The sequence below is a fragment of the Tritonibacter mobilis F1926 genome (assembly GCF_000376545.2).
GTDB lineage: Bacteria > Pseudomonadota > Alphaproteobacteria > Rhodobacterales > Rhodobacteraceae > Epibacterium > Epibacterium mobile.
The window spans coordinates 2,821,669-2,842,228 of the sequence record NZ_CP015230.1 but is presented as its reverse complement, the minus strand read 5'-3'; the positions used below and the strand labels follow the sequence as shown (position 1 = coordinate 2,842,228).

General features: G+C 59.8%; 22 protein-coding genes. 10 read left to right on the top strand and 12 right to left on the bottom strand.

Annotated elements, in window-relative coordinates:
- Window positions 1-55 precede the first annotated feature (55 nt).
- Complete coding sequence (locus K529_RS13405) at window positions 56-1,258, top strand: methionine gamma-lyase (RefSeq protein ID WP_005657735.1); 1,203 nt, start codon at window positions 56-58, stop codon at window positions 1,256-1,258.
- A gap of 9 nt (window positions 1,259-1,267) precedes the next feature.
- Complete coding sequence (locus K529_RS13400; RefSeq protein WP_046002059.1) at window positions 1,268-3,652, top strand: transketolase; 2,385 nt, start codon at window positions 1,268-1,270, stop codon at window positions 3,650-3,652.
- Window positions 3,653-3,656: 4 nt separating this feature from the next.
- On the opposite strand, the gene K529_RS13395 is transcribed toward K529_RS13400, so the two are convergent.
- From K529_RS13395 to K529_RS13385, 3 genes are read right to left on the bottom strand one after another with little or no spacing between them, the layout of a single operon-like run.
- Entirely contained in the window at window positions 3,657-4,679 is a 1,023-nt protein-coding gene (locus K529_RS13395) for an ABC transporter substrate-binding protein (protein ID WP_005625127.1), read from the bottom strand.
- The gene (locus K529_RS13390) at window positions 4,649-6,034 is read right to left on the bottom strand and encodes a sensor histidine kinase (RefSeq protein ID WP_005625129.1); all 1,386 of its coding nucleotides are present in this window, start codon (window positions 6,032-6,034) and stop codon (window positions 4,649-4,651) included. Before K529_RS13390 ends, K529_RS13395 begins: the two co-directional genes overlap by 31 nt.
- A complete protein-coding gene (locus tag K529_RS13385) occupies window positions 6,031-6,696 on the bottom strand; it encodes a response regulator transcription factor (protein WP_005625131.1) in 666 nt (221 codons plus the stop codon). Before K529_RS13385 ends, K529_RS13390 begins: the two co-directional genes overlap by 4 nt.
- Before the next feature lie 102 nt (window positions 6,697-6,798).
- Here K529_RS13385 and K529_RS13380 point away from each other — a divergent pair, with 102 nt between their 5' ends.
- The 6 genes from K529_RS13380 (at window position 6,799) to K529_RS13355 (ending at window position 12,841) form a co-directional block, all read left to right on the top strand.
- A complete protein-coding gene (locus K529_RS13380) occupies window positions 6,799-7,779 on the top strand; it encodes a tripartite tricarboxylate transporter substrate binding protein (protein WP_005625133.1) in 981 nt (326 codons plus the stop codon).
- An 87-nt stretch (window positions 7,780-7,866) separates the two neighbouring features.
- Window positions 7,867-8,352, top strand: a complete 486-nt coding sequence (locus K529_RS13375) for a tripartite tricarboxylate transporter TctB family protein (RefSeq protein ID WP_005625135.1) — start codon at window positions 7,867-7,869, stop codon at window positions 8,350-8,352.
- 12 nt (window positions 8,353-8,364) lie between these two features.
- Complete coding sequence (locus tag K529_RS13370) at window positions 8,365-9,885, top strand: tripartite tricarboxylate transporter permease (protein ID WP_005625137.1); 1,521 nt, start codon at window positions 8,365-8,367, stop codon at window positions 9,883-9,885.
- Window positions 9,875-11,062: a CaiB/BaiF CoA transferase family protein gene (locus K529_RS13365; protein WP_046002082.1), complete on the top strand. Its 1,188-nt coding sequence runs from the start codon at window positions 9,875-9,877 to the stop codon at window positions 11,060-11,062. The genes K529_RS13370 and K529_RS13365 overlap by 11 nt, the downstream gene beginning before the upstream one ends.
- Window positions 11,059-11,826, top strand: a complete 768-nt coding sequence (locus K529_RS13360) for a citryl-CoA lyase (RefSeq protein ID WP_046002058.1) — start codon at window positions 11,059-11,061, stop codon at window positions 11,824-11,826. The genes K529_RS13365 and K529_RS13360 overlap by 4 nt, the downstream gene beginning before the upstream one ends.
- Window positions 11,813-12,841 carry an AbrB family transcriptional regulator gene (locus tag K529_RS13355; RefSeq protein ID WP_046002057.1) on the top strand — a complete coding sequence of 343 codons (1,029 nt, stop codon included), beginning with the start codon at window positions 11,813-11,815 and terminating at the stop codon, window positions 12,839-12,841. The genes K529_RS13360 and K529_RS13355 overlap by 14 nt, the downstream gene beginning before the upstream one ends.
- 43 nt (window positions 12,842-12,884) lie before the next feature.
- On the opposite strand, the gene K529_RS13350 is transcribed toward K529_RS13355, so the two are convergent.
- Window positions 12,885-13,013, bottom strand: coding sequence for an entericidin A/B family lipoprotein (locus K529_RS13350; RefSeq protein WP_005622773.1), 129 nt, complete (start codon window positions 13,011-13,013; stop codon window positions 12,885-12,887).
- A 12-nt stretch (window positions 13,014-13,025) separates the two neighbouring features.
- Window positions 13,026-13,514: a hypothetical protein gene (locus K529_RS13345; protein WP_005622775.1), complete on the bottom strand. Its 489-nt coding sequence runs from the start codon at window positions 13,512-13,514 to the stop codon at window positions 13,026-13,028.
- 216 nt (window positions 13,515-13,730) lie between these two features.
- Between K529_RS13345 and K529_RS13340 the strand changes: the two genes are divergently transcribed.
- Window positions 13,731-14,318 carry an exopolysaccharide biosynthesis protein gene (locus tag K529_RS13340; protein WP_040642444.1) on the top strand — a complete coding sequence of 196 codons (588 nt, stop codon included), beginning with the start codon at window positions 13,731-13,733 and terminating at the stop codon, window positions 14,316-14,318.
- Between the two features lie 100 nt (window positions 14,319-14,418).
- Here the strand turns inward: K529_RS13340 and K529_RS13335 are convergent, their stop codons facing one another.
- From K529_RS13335 to K529_RS13320, 4 genes are all read right to left on the bottom strand, one after another.
- Complete coding sequence (locus tag K529_RS13335) at window positions 14,419-15,228, bottom strand: PRC-barrel domain-containing protein (RefSeq protein WP_005622779.1); 810 nt, start codon at window positions 15,226-15,228, stop codon at window positions 14,419-14,421.
- A gap of 215 nt (window positions 15,229-15,443) precedes the next feature.
- Window positions 15,444-17,168, bottom strand: coding sequence for a sensor histidine kinase (locus K529_RS13330; RefSeq protein WP_227431623.1), 1,725 nt, complete (start codon window positions 17,166-17,168; stop codon window positions 15,444-15,446).
- 122 nt (window positions 17,169-17,290) lie between these two features.
- On the bottom strand, window positions 17,291-17,848 hold the full coding sequence (locus K529_RS13325) for an RNA polymerase sigma factor (RefSeq protein WP_005622782.1): 558 nt from the start codon (window positions 17,846-17,848) through the stop codon (window positions 17,291-17,293).
- Window positions 17,849-18,046 carry a NepR family anti-sigma factor gene (locus K529_RS13320; protein WP_005622784.1) on the bottom strand — a complete coding sequence of 66 codons (198 nt, stop codon included), beginning with the start codon at window positions 18,044-18,046 and terminating at the stop codon, window positions 17,849-17,851. It abuts the gene before it with no gap.
- 114 nt (window positions 18,047-18,160) lie between these two features.
- On the opposite strand from K529_RS13320, the gene K529_RS13315 reads away from it, so the two are divergent.
- Window positions 18,161-18,982 carry a response regulator gene (locus tag K529_RS13315; protein WP_005622786.1) on the top strand — a complete coding sequence of 274 codons (822 nt, stop codon included), beginning with the start codon at window positions 18,161-18,163 and terminating at the stop codon, window positions 18,980-18,982.
- A gap of 153 nt (window positions 18,983-19,135) precedes the next feature.
- Here K529_RS13315 and K529_RS13310 read toward each other — a convergent pair whose 3' ends face one another.
- From K529_RS13310 to K529_RS13305, 3 genes are all read right to left on the bottom strand, one after another.
- A complete protein-coding gene (locus K529_RS13310; protein ID WP_005622789.1) occupies window positions 19,136-19,633 on the bottom strand; it encodes a Dps family protein in 498 nt (165 codons plus the stop codon).
- 48 nt (window positions 19,634-19,681) lie between these two features.
- On the bottom strand, window positions 19,682-19,843 hold the full coding sequence (locus K529_RS23080; protein WP_005622791.1) for a DUF1328 domain-containing protein: 162 nt from the start codon (window positions 19,841-19,843) through the stop codon (window positions 19,682-19,684).
- 228 nt (window positions 19,844-20,071) lie between these two features.
- Window positions 20,072-20,560, bottom strand: coding sequence for a hypothetical protein (locus K529_RS13305; RefSeq protein ID WP_005622793.1), 489 nt, complete (start codon window positions 20,558-20,560; stop codon window positions 20,072-20,074).

Here is a 20,560-nt window from a genome sequence, read left to right as displayed (position 1 = left end):
TAACGCCTCACGCGGGGGCGCATCATGGCGGACAAATGAGGAAGGAGACCCCCACATGTCCGACACCAAAGGCTTTGCCACCCGCGCCATTCACCACGCGTATGACCCGATGCAAAACGAGGGCGCGCTGACGCCGCCGGTGCATTTGACCTCGACCTTTGTGTTCGAGAACGCCGAAGCCGGGGGCGAAATGTTCGCGGGCGAGCGCGAGGGCCATATCTACAGCCGGATCTCGAACCCGACCTGCGCCCTGCTGGAACAGCGCATCGCCACGCTCGAAGGGGCCGAGGCCGGTCTGGCACTGGCAAGCGGCATGGGCGCGGTGACGGCGATCCTGTGGACGCTCCTCAGCCCCGGTGACGAGGTCATCGTCGACAAGACGCTCTATGGCTGCACCTTTGCCTATATGCGTCACGGGTTGTCGAAATGGGGGGTCACAGTCACCCATGTGGACATGACCGATGCGGACGCCCTGCGTGCCGCCATCAGTGACAAGACCCGCGTGGTCTATTTCGAGACCCCCGCCAACCCCAATATGCGGCTGGTGGACATCAAGCTGGCCTCTGAGATTGCGCATTCCGTCGGCGCGCGGGTGGTGGTGGACAACACCTATGCGACACCTTACCTGACCCGCCCGATCGAGCTGGGCGCGGATCTGGTGCTGCATTCGGCGACCAAATATCTTGGTGGCCACGGCGATGTGGTCGCAGGGCTGGTTGCGGGCAGCGCCGAGCTTTTGACCGAAATCCGCCTTGTCGGCATGAAGGACATGACCGGCGCGGTGATGGCGCCCTTTAACGCGATGCTGATCATGCGCGGGCTGAAAACGCTGGCGCTTCGGATGGACCGTCACTGTGCCTCGGCGCAGACCGTCGCGGAGTGGCTCGAGGCCCAGCCCGGCGTCGCCAAGGTCTATTTCCCCGGTCTGCAGAGCTTTGAACAGCACGCAATTGCCAAGGCGCAGATGGCGCAGCCGGGTGGCATGATTGCCTTTGAACTCGAGGGCGGTATGGAGGCTGGCATCAGCCTGATGAACCGCCTGCAAATGATCCAGCGCGCGGTGTCGCTTGGCGATGCAGAGACGCTGATCCAGCACCCGGCCTCAATGACCCATTCCACTTACACGCCCGAAGAACGTGCCGAACATGGCATCAGCGACGGGCTTGTGCGCTTGTCGGTGGGGCTGGAAGAGGTCTCTGACATTCTGGATGATCTGCATCAGGCGCTGTCGCCAGAGATGCGGCAGGCGGCAGAGTAAGGGGGCGAGATGTCCGACCAGACCCAGCACCTGAAAACGGTGGAGCAGCGGTTGTTGTGGCTGTCCCACTGGATGATCCACAACGCCAACCATCTGCGCGCCAAGGAAGACGGCATCAAGATCGGCGGCCATCAGGCGTCGTCTGCGTCGATGGTGTCGATCATGACCGCGCTCTATTTCTCGGCGCTTCGCCCCGAGGACCGGGTGGCGGTAAAACCGCATGCCTCGCCCATCTTCCACGCCATGCAATACCTGATGGGCCACCAGACCCGCGAGAAGATGGAGAACTTCCGCGGCTACGGCGGTGTGCAGAGCTACCCGAGCCGCACCAAGGACATCGACGATGTGGATTTCTCCACCGGGTCTGTGGGCCTTGGCGTGGGCATCACCGCGCTTGCGTCCATGGTGCAGGATTTCATCACCGCTAAGGACTGGGGGGCGGATGTGCCTCTGGGCCGGATGGTGGCGCTCGTGGGCGATGCCGAGCTGGATGAGGGCAATATCTACGAGGTGTTGCAGGAAGGCTGGAAGAACGACCTGCGCAACACCTGGTGGATCATCGATTACAACCGTCAAAGCCTTGATGGCATCGTGCGCGAGGGGCTGTTTGGCCGGGTCGAGAAAATATTCGAGGCCTTCGGCTGGGACGTGGTGCGCGTCAAATACGGCGCGCTGCAACGGGCCGCCTTTGAAGAACCCGGCGGCGCGGCCCTGCGCGACTGGATCGACGCCTGCCCAAACGTGGAATATTCCGCGCTGACCTATATGGGCGGGGCCAATTGGCGCAAACGGCTGATGGAGGATCTGGGCGATCAGGGTGCGGTCTCGGCGCTGATCGATAAGCGCAGCGACGCGGAACTGGCGGCGCTGATGGAGAACCTCGGCGGCAATTGCGTGGAGACCATGGCGGACACATTCGCCGCCATCGACCACGACCGCCCGACCTGTTTTCTGGCCTATACGATCAAGGGCTGGGGCACGCCGATTGCGGGCCATAAGGACAACCACGGCGGCCTGATGACCAAGGCGCAAATGGCAGAGTGGCAGACCCATATGGGCGTGGCCGAGGGGCAGGAGTGGGAGCCGCTCGCGACCGTTTCTGACACAAAGGGCTTTCAGAGCTTCCTCGATCAGGTGCCGTTTTTTGCCAAGGGGGCGCGGCGCTATTCGGATGCGCGGCTTTCGGTGCCTGCGGTGGCGGTGGACACAAGCCGCGAGATTTCAACGCAGATGGCCTTTGGCAAGATCCTCGACGATCTGGCGCGGGGCGATAGCGATCTGGCATCCCGGATCATGACCACCTCGCCGGATGTGACCGGCACCACGGGGCTCGGTCCATGGGTCAATCGGCGCAAGCTCTTTGCCCGCAAAGCGCAAAAGGATGCGTTTATCGAGCATCGCATTCCATCGACCGCCAAGTGGAACTTTGATCCGCAAGGTCAGCATGTCGAACTTGGCATCGCCGAGATGAACCTGTTCCTGCTGCTGGGCGCGGCGGGCCTGTCGCATAGCCTCTGGGGCAAGCGGGTGATCCCGATTGGAACAGTCTATGATCCCTTTGTGCACCGGGGTTTGGATGCGCTGAACTACGCTTGCTATCAGGATGCGCGGTTCATGATCGTTGGCACGCCCTCGGGGGTGACGCTGGCACCCGAAGGCGGCGCGCATCAATCCGTGGGCACGCCCCTCACGGGCATGGCGCAGGACGGGCTGGCGAGTTTTGAACCGGCCTTTGCCGATGAACTCGCGGTCATCATGGAATGGGCCTTTGATTACATGCAGCGCGATGGCGATGGCGACCCGGACGAGCGCACCTGGTTGCGCGATGAAACTGGCGGGTCGGTCTATCTGCGACTGACCACCAAACCGCTCGAACAGCCGGGGCAGCGGGTGGATGACGCCTTCCGTCAAGGTGCGATTGATGGGGCCTATTGGTTGCGTAAGCCGGGGCCGAATTGTTCGGTGGTGATCGCCTATCAGGGCGCGGTCGCGGATGAGGCGATTGCGGCGGCGGGACTTATTGGCGAGCATCGCCGGGACGTTGCGGTGCTGGCGGTGACCTCGGCGGACCGTCTCAATGCGGGCTGGACGGCGGCGCAGCGGGAACGGGCGCGCGGCAACCCGCAGGCCGTATCGCATGTGGAGCGTCTCTTGGGCGAACTGCCCGCCCATTGCACCCTGATTACCGCGATTGATGGCCATCCGGCGACGCTCTCGTGGCTGGGGTCAGTCGCGGGGCATCGGGTGGTGTCGCATGGCGTTGAACACTTTGGCCAAACGGGCACCATCGGCGACCTCTACCGTCACTTCGGCCTCGACCGTCACAGCCTTGCGCGATCGGTGGGTGAGCTGACGGTGGGCGCGCGCCGTATTCCCGGCGGACAGGCGGGATAGCGGCCTAACGCAAGACGGCGCTGCTCCATTCGCGCAGAAACGCAGCCTTTTTGAGCGCGTCGAGATAGACCAACAGCCCGGGCCCCATGCGAATACGGCGCAGGGCCTGGGTGTCATCGCTCCATGAATCGTCATCCAGAACCGAAAAGGCACCGGGCGCTGCCTGCCAGCCGCGTGCAATCAGGTGGTCGATCATCAAACCTGCAAGTTCGGGCGCTTGGCTGCCACGTGGAATGAACGCGGTGCGCAGGGCCACCACCGTGTAGTCCTTTGGCAGCAGAACGATCACGTCCTCCGTGTTGCTTTTCTCACGCGCGTAGCTGCCCAAGACGTTATAGACCATGGCCAGTTCGCCCGAAGCAACATCATCGATCATCTGGCTCGAACAGCAATAAAGACGCACGCCCACCGATCCGATCACTTCACTGAGGCGCCAATAGGTTTCCGAGGTCCGCGCATCTTGTGTGGCATAAAGATACCCAAGACCAGAGGTGCGGATGTCATAGGTGCCGATCTTGTTTCTGAACCGCTCTGGGTGATCACGGATCAATGCGATGAGATCCTGACGATTTTCCGGCAATGGCAATCCGTCGAGGGCCTTGCGTGACAGCACCACCGCCGCAGGCTCCTGCGTGAAGGCAAAGAGATGCTCGCGCCAGCGCGCCCAAACAGGCAGGCGCTCTGTCATCGCGGAGCTGTAGGGCTGGGCCTGACCGTCATTCACCAGTTTGGTCTGGAGATCAGTCGCAATGGAGATCGCCAGATCCATGTTGAGGCCCTCTTGGTCGAGGGCTTTCATCATCTCACCGGAGCTGGCAACGGTGTATTCGATCCGCACATCAGGAAGGTCGCTCAGGAAATCCTGCAGGGTGGGCTCAAAAAACTCTGCATCCCCGGTGGATATCACACGCAGCACGCGGCGGGCATCTGCGGGGCCGACGCTGATCCGCTCCTCAACCTCGAACGCATGCGCTGCAGGGGCGAGCGCGAGGAAAATCAAGCCAATGGAAAAGACAAGCTTGCGCATGCGCCACCTTTGTCGCTGTGATTGGTCAGAAACAGGCGTCCGCCATGGGCGCGGGCAACCTCGTTTGCGATGGTCAGGCCAAGCCCGGAGCCGACCACTGCGTCCGTATTCCCGCCGCGGACAAAACGGCGGGTCAGGCGGCCCATGTCCGCCTTGGGAAAGCCTGCACCCTCATCCCGCACGGTGATTTCAGCGCCGCTTTCGGTTCTGCGGGCGGTGACGTGAACGGTGCTGTCCGGGGGGGAGTATTTGATCGCATTGTCGAGCAGGTTGAGCAGCGCGCTTTGCATCAGGATTGGATCGCCTTTCACCACCATTGCGAGGTCGGGCAGAGAGATCTCCAGGTCGATATCGCGCAGTTCCGCCATTGGACGCAGGCGTGACACCGCATCCTGCGCCAGACGGGTCAGTTCCACATCTTCCATCTCCAGGTGGTCGGAGCGAAAAGACACCATGGCGTGATCCAGCAATTGTCCCGCTGCCCGGCTGCTCTCATCAATGGCGCGGATCATCTCGCGCACGGCCTGACGGTTCTCTGGTTTGTCCACCCGGCGCAGGGTGATTTCCGCCTGCGTGCGCACGGTGGTGAGCGGCGTGCGGACCCGATGCGCGGCCTCGGCGATCAGATCCTCAGAGCGTGAGAGCGAGGTTTTGAGGCGGCTCATAAACCCATTGAGCGCGCCCACCAGAGATTCCATTTCCGCTGGCACCGGGGCTGAGACAGGCCGCAGATCCGAAAGGCCGCGCCGCGACACCGAGCCTGCCAATTGCCGCAGCGGCTGGATCGCGGATTGGGCCGCGAGAATGCCAAAGACAGCCGCGATCACAAAGAAACCGATGCCAAACCCGGCCACGGTCTGTGAAATCCCCGCCAATTGCTGACGCAAGCCATAGCGGGTCTGCGCGACGGTGACTTCGACAAAATCAGGCGTGCCGCTGACGGACAGACGCCGGGTGGCGGTTGCCATCCGAATTTCTTCGCCATCGTAATGGGCGGTTTGAAATCGCGGTAAAATCCCATTGCTTGCGACGGGTTTGGGCAGGTCCGAGTATCCTGTCAGAAAATCGCCATTGCGGGTGATGGCGTAAAACACGCGATCATCGCTGATATTGCCGAGCATAGAGAAGGCGAAATAGGGGATATCCACCGTGAGATCCCCCTCGCGCACCGATGCAGAATCAAGAATCGCCGTCACCGAGGCCGAGAGGATTTCATCCTGACTTTGCCCCGCGAGGTCGCGCGCATAGTTCTGAACCACCAGAAACATCAAACTCGCTAGCAGTGCGGCACCCGCCAACAACTGAATAATCAGACGTCGTCTGATGGAGCCGCGCAGCAGGATCGGCGTGTTCATGACAGGCTCAGCCGGTAGCCCAGCCCACGAACGGTGACGATCTGCGCCTGTGCGCCTTCGAGGTGTTTGCGCAGCCGCCCCACGTAGACCTCAATGGCGTTCTCCGAGGCGTCAACGTCATAAGAAAACAGCCGATCCACCAGCTTGGATTTGGAAAAGACCTGATCGGGGGCAGCGATAAAAATCTCAAACAAACGCAACTCTCGATTGCGCAGGCGCACCTCGCGCCCATTCACTGTCAGAGTACAGGCCAATGGGTCAAATACCACATCGCCATATTTGTGTAGATTGCTCGCACCCCCGCTACGGCGGCGCTGAACGGCGCGGCAGCGCGCTTCGAGCTCTGAGAAATCGAACGGTTTGACAATGTAGTCGTCAGCCCCGAGGTCCAGAACGCTGACGCGGTCCGATACCTCTGATCGGGCGGTCAATACAATCACAGGTGTATTGCGCTGTGCCGTGCGGTGGGCCTGCAAGAACTGCCGTCCGTCGCCATCAGGCAGCATGATGTCGAGCAGAATCATATCGTATTCCGTTGTGGCGATAAAATCGTCTGCCGTGCCCAGATCCGGTGCCCGGTCCACAACGTGACCGTCAAGTGTGAGCCGATCCAGCACCGCGTTCGCAAGCTGATCGTTATCTTCGACGAGTAAGTAGCGCATTGGGGCGAAACATCTGCTCCGTGTCAGGTTTGTGTCAGCTTGGGTCGGAATACCATGATTCATGATCGCGCTTTTGCGTGTTTGTCAAATGGGAGGAACATTATGACATCTTTTGCGCTGGGTCGTCGGACCCTGATGGCTGCTGCTGCGGCTGCACTGACTTTCGGTTCCCCGGCTATGGCCGAGCAAGCTCTCGACAAGGTTCACTTCCTGATCCCCGGCGGTGCCGGTGGTGGCTGGGACGGAACCGCGCGCGGCACCGGTGAGGCGCTCACCAAATCGGGCCTTGTGGGGACCGCATCTTATGAAAACATGTCCGGCGGTGGCGGTGGTAAGGCCATCGGCTATCTGATCGAGAACGCCGACAGTCTGGAAGACACGCTGATGGTGAACTCCACCCCCATCGTGATCCGCTCGCTGACCGGTGTGTTCCCGCACAACTTCCGTGACCTGACGCTGGTTGCAGGCACCATCGGGGACTACGCGGCCCTGGTCGTGGCCAAGGACAGCCCGATCAACAATATGGAAGAGTTCCTCGCGGCCTACCGTGAAGATCCGCGCGGCACTGCCGTGGGCGGTGGCTCGGTTCCGGGCGGCATGGACCACCTCGTGGCGGCCATGGTGATGCAGTCTGCGGGCGAAGATCCGACCGCGCTGAAATACATCCCCTATGACGCGGGCGGCAAGGCGATGGCAGCACTGCTGTCGGGTGAGATCAAGGCGCTCTCCACTGGTTTTTCTGAGGCAATCGCACTGGCCGAAGCCGGCGAAGTCAAAATCCTTGGCGTGACAGCGGACGAGCGTGTGCCGGCATATGACAGTGCCGCCACCATGAAAGAGCAGGGTCTGGAGACCACTTTCGTGAACTGGCGCGGCTTCTTTGGCGCGCCGGGCCTGTCGGAAGACAAGGTTGCGGCCTATCAGGACGTGCTCTCCAAAATGTACGACACCCCCGAGTGGGAAGACGTGCGCGCACGCAACGGCTGGGTCAACATCCACAACTCCGGTGATGACTTCCGCAGCTTCCTTGAAAGCCAGGAAAAAGTCATCGGCGACCTGATGAAGCAACTGGGCTTCCTTTAAGCCTTAGGCAGACACGCTTCGGTCCGGCACCAATCGCGGGTGCCGGACCCTTTCCCGTATCCCCCAAAACAATCACAGGAGGAGATCATGGCGCTCGACCGTTGGATCGCGCTGATCATTCTCGGCATCGCTCTGGCCTATGGCTATGCGGCCTTTTTCACCATGGATCAGCTTTTGCCGCCGTTCATGCAGCGAAACCCGATCTGGCCGAGCACCTTTCCCAAGGTTCTGGCCGTTCTGTCGATCATTACCGCTGCGATTATCGTTCTGGGGCTGGAAAAACCCAGTGGCGAGGTCAAGACCCCGGACATCGACTACCGCCGCCTTGGTGACTACAACATCGGTCAGGCCGCGCTTCTGCTGGGGCTGATGGTCGCCTATGCGCTCTTGCTGCGTCCGGCGGGGTTCTTGCTGTCCACCTCCGGGTTCCTGATCGTCGGCGCGATGATCCTTGGCGAGCGCAAGCTGTGGATTTTGATCCCGGTTGCAGCCTTCGCTACCGGTATTGTCTGGTACCTCGTTGAGGGCGTGCTCGGCATCTTCTTGCGGCCCTTGCCGTTCTTTCTCGGATAATCGGAGGCTCAGATGCTCGAAGGTTTGATGATCGGCCTCTCTACGGCCTTCTCTCTCACAAATATCCTGATGGTGATCGGCGGTTGTCTGATCGGGACATTCATCGGGATGCTGCCGGGGCTTGGCCCCATGTCCATCATTGCGATCATGATCCCGGTTGCGATCACGCTGGGGGATCCTTCTGCGGCGCTGATCCTGCTGGCCGGGGTCTACTATGGTGCGATCTTCGGCGGCTCGACCTCGTCGATTCTGCTCAATGCGCCGGGGGTGGCGGGCACCGTGGCCTCCAGTTTCGATGGCTACCCGATGGCGCGCGCGGGCATGGCCGGCAAGGCGCTGACCATCGCGGCGATCTCGTCTTTCATGGGGGGCACTGTCGGTGCGATCCTCTTGATGGTCTTTGCGCCGATGCTGTCGACGGTCGCACTCCTGTTCCACTCGGCCGAGTATTTCGCGCTGATGGTCGTGGGGCTTTCCGCGATCGCGGCCTTCGCGGGCACCGGCAATGTGGCCAAGGCGCTGATGATGACGCTTTTGGGGCTGATGATGGCCACGGTGGGCGAGGGCGCATTGTTCAACATGCCGCGCTTCACCATGGGGCTGATGGATCTTCAATCCGGCTTCAGCTTTATCACGCTGGCGATGGCGATGTTTGCACTGCCCGAGGCGATCTTTCTGGTGATGAACCCGAACCGTTCGGCCCAAGGCGGCGAGGACGGTGGCAAGATCACCGGCCTGCGGATCTCTCGCCAAGAGGCGCGCAAGATTGCGCCGGTGATCGGACGTCAGTCCATTCAGGGGTTCTTTATCGGTGTTCTGCCCGGCGCGGGGGCGACGATCGCCTCCTTCCTCGGCTACGCGGTGGAGCGTAACATCGCCACCGAAGAAGAGCAAAAAGAGTTCGGCAAGGGCTCTATCAAGGGGCTGGCCGCACCGGAGACCGCTAATAACGCGGCCTGTACCGGATCGTTTGTGCCGCTCTTGACGCTAGGTATTCCGGGGTCGGGCACCACGGCGATCCTGTTGGGGGCGTTGATTGCACTTAACGTGACGCCGGGGCCGCGGCTGATGGTGGATAGTCCACATATCTTCTGGGCGGTCATCATCTCGATGTATATCGGCAACCTTGTGCTGTTGGTGCTGAACCTGCCGCTCATCCCTTATATCGCCAAGGTTCTGTCGATCCCGCGCAACTATCTGATCCCGTTCATTTTGTTCTTTACCTTGATGGGGTCCTATATCGGACAGAACAATGCGACAGAGCTGTTGATCCTCGTGGGCTTTGGCATCTGTGCGACGGTGCTGCGGTTTGCGGATTATCCGCTGGCTCCTTTGCTCATCGGCTTCATTCTGGGGCGGATGCTGGAGGATAATTTTGCCCGCTCCATGCAGATCTACGACGGGATTTCCTTCATCCTTGATCGTCCAATGACGCTGGGGCTGTTGGTGCTCGCCATGCTGCTGGTGATCGTGCCGAGCTACCGTGCGCGCCGTGCCCGCGCCCGTGCGGCCGGGGTGGCCGATGGGGATTAAACCGCTCTCCGGGGTTCGGGTTCTTGACCTGACCAATGTGCTTGCGGGGCCGTATTGCTGTTATCAGCTGGCCCTGCTCGGTGCAGAAGTCATCAAGGTCGAGCGCCCCGGCACCGGTGATCTGGCCCGGCAACTGGGTGCCGATCCAGAGCGGAATAAATCCCTGATGGGGGTGAGTTTTCTGGCGCAGAACGCACAGAAGAAATCCGTGACCCTCGACATGAAACACGACCAGGGCAAGGCGCTGTTAAAGCGCCTTGTTCGCACATCTGACGTATTGGTTGAGAACTTCCGACCCGGCGTGATGGAGCGTCTTGGTCTGGGATATGAGGTGCTGAAGGCGGAAAATCCAAACCTCATCTATTGCGCTATCAGCGGCTTTGGGCAGGACGGCCCGTGGAAGGACAACCCCGCCTATGACCAGATCGTGCAGGGGATCAGCGGCGTGATGTCGATCACCGGCGATGGCGATAGCGCGCCGTTGCGCGTGGGCTACCCGCTGGCCGATACCGTGGGCGGCATGACCGCAGCCTTTGCGATCTCGGCGGCGCTCAACGACCCGGAGCGTGGCGCGTTTCTGGATATCTCCATGACCGAGGCGGTGATTTCCACCATGGGATGGGTGGTGTCCAACCATCTGATCGCAGGACAAACCCCCGGCGCACATGGCAATGAGAACACCACATCCGCGCCCTCGGGCACCTTTGCCTGCGCGGATGGGCCGATCAATGTGGCCGCAAACCGGGATGAGCAATGGCAATCCATGGCGCACCATCTCGGACGCGACGGTCTTCTGGCGCATCCGGACTATGCCACCCGAGAGGATCGTAAACGCAACCGTCACATGCTGCGGGCAGAGCTGGAAAGTGTCCTGCGGACCCGGTCCGCTGCGGAATGGGTGGCCGAACTCAACGCGCTTGGCGTGCCCTCGGGACCGGTGCTGACGGTGCCGCAGATTCTGAATGAGCCGCAAATCAAGGATCGTGGCCTGATTGCCGAAGTCGAGACCGACGATGCGCCGCTGTCGCTGGCGGGCGCGCCGGTTCGGTTTGGCACGCACCGCCCGGTTCCGGATCAAGCGCCCCCTGCCTTGGGTGCAGATAATGACAGCATCTGGCAGGACATCGGTCTGAGCACCGATGAGATTGAAACCCTGAGGCGGGAGCGCGTGATATGAGCGATGTGAGTGATTGGTGGCGCACGTCTATCATCGACATGGAACCGGGCCGCATCGACCTGCGGGGCACCCCCGTGCAGGATCTGATCGGCAACGTCAGCTTTGCCGAGATGATCTGGCTGATGGTGCGCGGCGACCGGCCGACACCTGCGCAGGCCCGCCTGTTTGAGGCCGCCTTGGTCTCGGCTGTGGATCACGGCCCACAGGCCCCTTCGATCGCGGCGGCGCGGATGGCGGTCACCTGCGGTTTGCCCTTGAACAATGCGATGGCGACGGCGGTCAACATGCTGGGCGATGTGCATGGCGGGGCCGGGCAACAGGCGGTGGAGCTGTATCACCACGTCGACGCCCACGCAGGGGATCTGGCCGCGGCGCTGGCGGACTGGCGCGCAGAACATGGCAAGATCATCCCCGGTTTTGGTCATCGGTTCCACAAACCGACCGACCCGCGCGCGCCGCGTCTGATGGCGCTGGTGTCCGAGGCGGTAGAGGCGGGCGCGGTGTCGGGACGGTTCCAACACATCGGCCAAGCGATCGAGGCGCAGATATCGGCTGAAAAAGGCACGGCCCTGCCGATGAACATCGACGGCGCGACGGCAGTGATCTATGCGGAACTGGGCTTTGCCCCGCCACTGGCGCGCGGGCTATTCTGCCTGTCACGCTCGGTGGGCATCCTGTCCCACGCCTGGGAGCAGCAACAGCAGGGCGGTCGCAACAAGGGGCCGACCCCGCCGAAATACAGATGGACGTATGACCCTACGTGATACATTTGGCCTGATTGGTGCGCTTGTCGTCGCCGTATTGGGCACCTTGATTTTTGAAGCAATCGGATTTCCCTCCGCCCCTCTTACCGGATCGGCAGCGGCGGTGTCGCTGGCGGCGCTCTTTGGGGTGCCGATCAAGATGCCGGTGTGGCTCCGGACCACGGCTTTTGTGCTCTTGGGGATCAACATTGGCAGCAGCGTCACCCGCGACATGCTCGCCTCGGCGCTGGCGTGGCCGGTGACCATCGCAATCCTCGCGGTGAGCCTCTGTGTCTCGCTGCAGATCTGCCGTATCGGGCTTCAGCGCTGGATGCGGTTCAGCGCACGAGACGCGGTTCTGGCCGCCGCCCCCGGCCATCTGAGCTATGTGCTGGCGCTGTCGCTGAGTGAAAACGGACAGACCTCTCGCATCGCCATCGTACAGAGCATCCGCGTGCTGTTTCTGACGCTGTGCGTGCCGGTGCTGGTCTCGACGGTCTTTGGGGCGACGGGTTTGGAGCTGATGCCAGAGCATCCGCTGGCTCTGTGGCAACTGGCGCTCTTGGTGGGGGTCACGCTTGCGGTCGGCGCGGTGTTTGATCGCCTGAACGTGCCCGCCGCCTATTTGCTGGCTGGTATCTTTTGCAGCGCCGCCGGACATATCTTTGCGCTCACACCCGGACGCCCACCGGAAGAGGCGACCTTTGTGGCGTTTCTGGTGATGGGCACCCTGATCGGATCGCGTTTTGTCGGGCAAAAGCTCGCGGATCTGAAACTCGATTTTCTGGCGGGGCTGTGGGTCACGGGCGTCAATGTTGTGATCACCTTGATCGCCATCGGGGTCAGCATGCAGATCATGGGCCTGTCGCCCGCGCTGCTGATCGTGGCCTTTGCGCCCGGCGGGGTGGAGGCCATGGCTGCCATTGCCGTCACACTCGGGCTCGATCCCGCCTTTGTCGCGGCGCATCATGTGATGCGGCTGATGATCCTGACGGTGCTGATGCCGCTGGCGCTCAGCAGGGCCAGACCCACCTGAAAAAGCCCCGGCGCGACTGACGCCGGGGCTGTGCACAGTGAGGTTATTGCGCCTCCTGCGCCTCTTCTTCGATTTCATTGCCAAGGTTGGACACATCGCGGCCCAGTCCCTCGGTGGCCTCGCAAGCGGTCAGGCCAAGAACGGCCACCAGTGACAGATAGATCATGCGCATGGTGAGGCTCCGTTATTTCAGTTTCTCGGCAACATGGGTGGCAAAGGCATCCACCATCGCGGTGTAGAAGACTTCGCTGCCCACGTTGAGCGTGGTCACATCGGTGCCCTCGGGGTAATAGACGTTCGCCTGCTCGGCACTCACGGTCAGGGTGTAGCGCTGGTCGTACTGGCTCCCGGGCAGGTCAACAGAGACGTCCCCTTCAAGGACGGAATCGGCGATCCCCATTTCGGCCTCAAGGCTGGAAGCCAGCGCCACGGTGTCGATCTCAATGTCGATCTCGGCGGCGTCTTCCATCTCTTTGTCGGCGATCTGATCTACCAACTGCGCCGCCAATGCGGTCTCAAGGTCGGTTTCGAGTTCGCTCCAGACCGATACGGCTTCGCTGTTCTTAAGCGCGCTGGCGTCGGCGGTGACTTCGATTTCCTGTACCATCGTGGACGCGCCAGCGGCGGTCGCCATGGTTGCAACGAGAGCGGTTGTACGGATCAGATGTGTCATCGTTTAGCTCCTTGATATAGTGCTCATATCCCCGTGGGATCTGCACTATCAACACGCAGGGGCGGCAGAATGTTCCTGATTTTTAAAGGAAATTTTCCGCCTATTTTGTTCCGACCTTATAATGGCCAGTTGAATAACGGTGAAATCAAAGGGAACTTTGCCCCGCCTGAAGCGTTCAGAATTCGAGCCAAGCCCCTTTTTTGGAAAACGGACCCCATGACCCAGTCGAGCCACCCAGTCGAAGATGTATTAGATACGACCGACCAGCTGTTAGAAGACGGCAAGGATGGTTTGCAAGTGTCCGAACTGATGGATGAACTGGGGGTCAAATCGATTGCCGCAGTGTTGCTGGCCCCATCGCTGGCATTGGTGTCACCATTGAGTGGTATCCCGCTGTTCTCCTCGGCGTGCGGCATCACCATTGCGTTGATTTCAGCGCAGATGTTGATGGGACGCAATCACCTGTGGTTGCCCTCATTCTTGTCGAAACGCTCACTGCCAGCGCGTAACACGCAAAAAGCAACCCGCACGCTGCGGTCGCTTGCGGCTTGGATGGACCGCAGATTCAAACGCCGTTTGCAATCACTGCTGACACCGCCGTTCTTGCGGGTGCTTCAGGGCATTTGCCTGTTGTGCGGTTTGATCATGCCTTTCCTTGAAATCTTGCCATTTACCTCGTCGATCCTCGGCGGCGTTGTCGCTTTGCTGGCGCTGTCGATGCTGACCGGAGATGGGCTGATCGCGCTGGTGACCGTCACGGGCCTGACCCTTGCGATCGGCGGGGCGGCGATACATCTCTTTTAGGGAAGTGCCGCGGTGCGTCCGGCCCAACAAATAGGGCCGGACCTGTGGTCAGGCCCGGCCGGTAGATGTCAAAGATACGGTGTGATCTTTTCAGATTATGTCAGCCCTTGTATTCGGGCAGCTCTTCCATCTGGGATTTGGTCAACATCGTGTAGATGCGAATGGTGCCGGATTCATCCTCAATGCTGAGGTCCGCCAGTTCCAGTTCGACTGGCTTGGCCCCAAGGCCGAGGAAACCGCCGACGTCGACCACAACGGCGTTTACGTCGCCCTCACCGTCCATCACGATATCAGCCACCTGTCCGATCATTTCGTCATTGGCATCAAAGGCAGTCGCGCTGAGCAGTTCTTCTGCGGTCAACTCCGCCATGTGAACCGAGGCTTCGGTGGTTTCATTGATCCCAAATGCGCTCTCCACCCGATCCGCCGGAGCATCGCTGCGCTCGCGTTCCTTGAGCGTTGGTTCTGCAATGGCAGGCTGCTTGGCGGTCTCGTAGCGTGGGGCGGCTTCCAGGGTATCAGCCGGGGCATTCAGGACGAGGAAATAGCCATCCGCACCCCCGTCTGAATTGCCGTTGCGCACGAATTTCAGCGCGTCCATATCAACGGCAATCTGGTTCTCTCCAATCCCGAGAAAACCACCAATATCGACCAAAACCGCCTCTGCTGTGCCATCGCGGCTGAGGATCACATCATTGACCTCACCGATGTCAGCCCAGCCGTCCTGAACGCCGTCCATCACATCCTTGAGCGCCTCATTTTCGGTCTGGTAAATGCGCTTTCCCACAAAAGACGAGGCATGGAACTCTGCGGGTCCGGCTTCGCTGCGGAACATGTCGCTGGTCTCTGCTGCAACAGCGGGAAGACCCATCGCAATGATCAGAGACGTGGAAATCAACAGCTTTTTCATCGTCTTAACTCCTATTCGGTGAGGCGCGCCCGCATGTGCATGCAGGCATAATGAAAACGCAAAGCGCCACTCAATGTTCCGCGCCCAAAAATGCTGTACGTCGCATCGGCAAGAATTGGCGCGCATGAGTTTGCCGAGATCCATGTTGTGAACCCGCCACAAAAATAGGGCCGCCCTGCGAAACAGAACGGCCCCAATGGTGCATGATGATCGCGTTAGTCGTCGTGATCGACGCCCGCGAGCGCTCTGTCTTCGTGGTCAAAGGGCAATGTCTCAAAGGTCACGCTCATGGCGTAGCTGTCTTCGCCCTCGGTGATCTTTGGACTGCACTCCAACTGGCGGGCAAAGCCGCGGATCAACTGGCTGCCAAGCCCGGTGCCTTCGTCTTCAAATTCCGCCTCATCGGAGGTCGAATTGGCGATGGTCAGACAGACTTCACCCTCTTGCAGAACTTTGAGTGAAACGCGGACCCAGCGATTGCCGGCCTTATCGACGCCAAGATACTTCAGCGCATTTGTTGCGGCCTCGACGGTCAGCAGTGCCAGTGGAACGGCCTGATCCGGATAGAGGACAACCGGCTCCAGATCGATGTCGATCTTGGGTATAGGCGCGGTGGTCGGGGCCAATTCCGTCAGCGGTTTGACCACGTCACGCAATAGGTCATTGGCCTGAACGCGACCAAGCTCTGACGCCTGATACAGCGTCTGGTGTACCGTCGCCATACTGGTCACCCGTTGGTTCACGGTCTTTAGCGCGGCTGCCGTCACCTGATTGCGTGTTCTGCGGATCTGCATCGAGATGATCGAAGAGATCAATTGCAGGTTATTTTTGACCCGATGATGCAGCTCTTTCAGCAGCACATCCTTGTCGTGCATGGCATCAAACAGATGTGCCTCGTCATGCAACAGCTTTTCGGAGACTTGCGTGAATTGGTTATAGATGACCTCAAGCTCATGCGGCATCAGTCCGCTTTTTGGAGGGCTGGGCAGCACGCGGGAGCGGGCAAATTGGCGCATCTGCATACCGATGATGCGAAGGTGCCTGGCAACCTGATGATCCAGCGCCACGTAGATCAGGACCAGACTGACAAGCCACATCAGCATCGGAAACAGCGCAGGCGTCAAAAAGAGATGCTGCAACGCGTTGGTTTCTGTCGGGGCGTGTATGCCCTCCGGATCCCAGCTTCCGACCACGTAGAACGCATCGCTCAGGATCGGGACGATGGAGAACAGTCGCATCTCTCCTGCGGCATTCTCGGCCTCGATGTGACGCGGATTGAGCGAGATCAGCTCCTTGATGCTCATGTTGGCGGGGAGGCGATCCAACGCCGTCTCGCGCGCACCAGAGGCACTCAGGATGTCACCCTCGGCACTCAGTGTCACCAGATCAAGCGGGCGCTCGCCGAGCTTGGTCTGAAATTTCTTGTCGATGCGTTCGTGCGGGACGTGAATGATCTGATTGCCGATAAAGGTGCCGTTCGGATCATAGACGGGTTCGGAAATAATCAGGACCGCGCTGCCTGCAACGGGGCCAAAGGAGTTCACCCTGATTTCACGTTTCGGGCGACGCATCCAATCTGGGAAGTTCGGATTCTCAGAATAATCGATTGTCAGCCCGGTGGAGGCGCAGGACATGACGCCATCTTTGGGCAGAAAACCTGCAAAGCTGTAGCGCTCTTGGGCGGTGTCGATGAAACGCTCCATCAACGCCCGGCAGCGATCCAGATCTTGGGTCAGATCGGGCACTGAAAGCGCAAGTGCCTCGGCAGAGGCGAAGGCGGATTTGATGATCTCACGCTCTTCTTGCGCAAATTCTGCGGTGAGTGCTTTTAGGCTCAGGTTGTTGGAGGCGGTGACCTCTTGTTGCAGCCGCACGGTTTGATCCACTGCGATGAGGCCCAGCGGCACCATCGCGACAGAGAGCATAACGGCAAGGCGCACCGACAGACCCCGCGCCCAGGCGAAGGGCCGGGGCGCGTCGGGTGAATTGTCAGAAATGGATGAGGCGCTATTGCGGGCGCCCCCACCCCGAAGCAGGGCGAGGGACGGAAAGTTCATTCTGTTCACGCGGCGGTTCCACCACTTGCAGCGACGACCGCATGGGTGGCTGCATCTGTCAGTTCCAGCTGTTCGTCAGCCTTTAGCTGCATCTTGATGGAGAGGGCCTCGCGACCACGGTTAAGGCGGCTTTTGACCGTGCCGACCTTCACGCCGCAGACCTCGGCGGCCTCTTCATAGGAATATTGCAAAACGCCGATCAGCGTCAGAACCTCGCGTTGTTCAGCTGGTAACTCGCTCAACGCGCGACGGAACTCTGCCAGTTGCAGGCGGCCGTCATGGGCTGGCTTCACAGAGATGCTTTCGGTGATACTGCCGGTGGAATCTTCCACTTCTCGCATCGCCTTGCGGCGACCTGAATAAAACGTGTTGCGCAGGATGGTAAAAAGCCATGCCCGCATGTTGGTCCCCTCCTGAAACTTGTCCAGATTGGTCCATGCTTTCAGGATTGTGTCCTGCACGAGGTCATCCGCTGCCGCATGGTTGCGGGTCAAGCTCATGGCGAAAGCGCGCAGCACCTTCATATGGCTTGTCAATTCAGCCTTCGCACCTTGTCTATCCATTTACTCGGCCTCCTCCTGGGAGTGGGAGGGGGCGCCGGATGCGCTCCCTGACCCATCCGCGACCGGAATCTTGTCCAGACGATCAAGTAGGTCCATCAGATGCGGCGGCAAATCCGCATTCGCATCTTCGTCAAAAACCCGCTTAAGGTTTTCGTCGATCAGAGTGTCCCATGGCTGTTGTGAAAGTTTGTTTGCCATTCATCTCTCCCGCAACACCTTTAACTTTCAGGCGCAAATAATATCCATTTCCATGGAACAAACGCCCCAATCGTGCGTTTGTTCCGAGAAATATTGGTGACAGGAGAAAAAAAATTGTCGACCCCTACAACAGGACAAGCGCTGACTCTGTCTGACCTTATCGCTCCGCATTTGCCATACCTGCGCCGCTATGCGCGTGCGCTCACCGGTGCTCAGCAATCGGGCGACACATATGCGGCTTCGACGCTGGAAGCGATCCTTGCCGATCCGTCCTGCTTTAATGCGGAGAGCGTCGGTGGAAAAGTGGCGCTTTTCAAAGTGTTCCACAAACTCTGGAGCAGCTCTGGCCAGCCTGTGGCAGAGCTGGATGACGGCCCACGGGCCCGCGCGCTGCAACATTTGGCCTCTCTGACCGCCAATACCCGCGAGGCGCTCTTGCTCAATACGGTTGAGGCGTTTTCGGTTAGCGAAGTTGCCGACGTCATGGAAATCTCTGCCGATGAAGCGGCGCGACTGATCCAGCTTGCACGCGATGAAATGCAGCAATCCGTGAGCGGCAAGATCATGATCATCGAGGATGAAGCGATTATCGCGATGGATCTGGAAGGTATCTGTTCCATGATGGGGCACGAGGTCACGGGCATTGCACGCACTCACAAAGCGGCAGTGAAACTTGGCCTTGAGGAAAAGCCGGACCTTATCCTGGCTGACATTCAGCTTGCCGATAACTCCAGCGGTATTGATGCCGTGGCGGACCTGCTTGAAGAGCTGGGTGATGTGCCCGTGATCTTTATCACGGCCTTCCCTGAACGTCTCCTCACTGGCGAACGTCATGAACCTGCCTTCATGATTGCAAAGCCCTATGTCCCGGATCAGGTAATCTCGGCGATCAGTCAGGCGATGTTCTTCTCCTCTACCGATACGCTGACCAGCTAATCGAAGCGACTATCCCTCGCCAAGGACTCCGTACATTTGCTTGTGCGGGGTCTTTTTGTGAGCACAGATATCAAGCCAGTTTTCAAAGTTTGAAAATAAAGAAGCCCTGCAAACCGATGGGTGTGCAGGGCTTATTGATGGATGAGTGCGTGCTTACGAGGCAGACAAAGCACGCAGCATCCAAGCCGCTTTTTCGTGGAAGGCCGCGCGTTCGGTTGCCAAATCGCCGGTCACCATGTCCTTGCGCGCCTCCGCAAGTTCGATCAGCGCGTGCAGTCGGTGCGCCAAACGCATATGATCTTTCTCAAGGTCTTTGCACATTTCGCCCGCGCTCGGCATTTGGCCCAGATCATCTACGATGCTGTCAGACAGCACGCCATTGATCTTGCCCGGCGTCAGGTGGCCCAAGGCGCGGATGCGCTCTGCCAACTCGTCTGCAGCCGCGAACATGTTCTGATACTGCTCCTCGGTGAGGTTATGCAGCGAGAAGAACAACGGGCCCTCTACATTCCAATGATAAATATGGGTTTTTAGCGTGAGGCGGTAAGTGTCCGCGAGCACGTCGCTCAGACCTTCGGCGATTGCCTCAGTGTCACGAACGCCTGTCTCGACGGGGGCCAGTTGTGGTTTCACGTTCAATGCGGTCGTCATAATGTCTCCTTTCCGAAGGGAGTTTGCGTGATGGGTCGTGTCTGTGCGTCAGCGACGCACAGCACGAAAGATCAACGCGGCGATAAACATCACCAGGAAGATGAAGAAGAGGATCTGCGCGATCCCGGCCGAGGCGCTGGCGATGCCGCCAAAGCCAAAGACGGCCGCGATCAGCGCGATCACTAGGAATGTCAGTGCCCAACCAAGCATGGGTTGTCTCCTTTGCCGTGTTTCAATGCCCACCCTCTGTGGGCTTCGGGGAGACAACGGCAGAGGGCAGATTTTGTTCCGCGAAATTCTCAATCTCTGCCGCATTCGCCGGTTGGCGACAACAGAGCCTTGGTTTTTCGGAGGATGTGTGCAGGGCCCAGCACGGGTTTGAGCGCGACAAAGTGTGGGCGGGTATCCAGACGCGATGGTCTGGATACCCGCAACAGATCAAGAGGCGAGAGCGAGCACTGCCATGGAGGGCAGGCGAAGCAGCTCATGCGCCTGCGCGACACGCTCGGGCGTGTAGTAGCCCTCTTCGTGCAGGATGTTGACCGTGGCCACCATCTTGCCGCCAAGGATCACTGGCAGGTTGATGACCGATCCGCAGCCCAGTTTGCCGATCAGCTCCGCATCGGGGAACACGGTGTCGATATCGACCAATGTGTTGGAGACAAAGGTCTCGTGACGGCCATGAACCTGCTCGAACCAGCGGTTCATCTCGATTTCCTTGGTGCCTGTTGTGGGGTAATTTTCCGCATCATCCGTGTAGACGCGACGGGCGAGCATAGCGTCCATGTCAGCGGTCATCACAGTGAACAGCTTTGCCCCCACCGTGGCCTTGGTCAGCGCGCAAAGCGCGTCATAAGCCTGCTCTTCGGTGGTGGCCTCTGACAGCGCTTTTTCAAAATCTTGGCGCGCCATGTTTGTGTCCGTCAT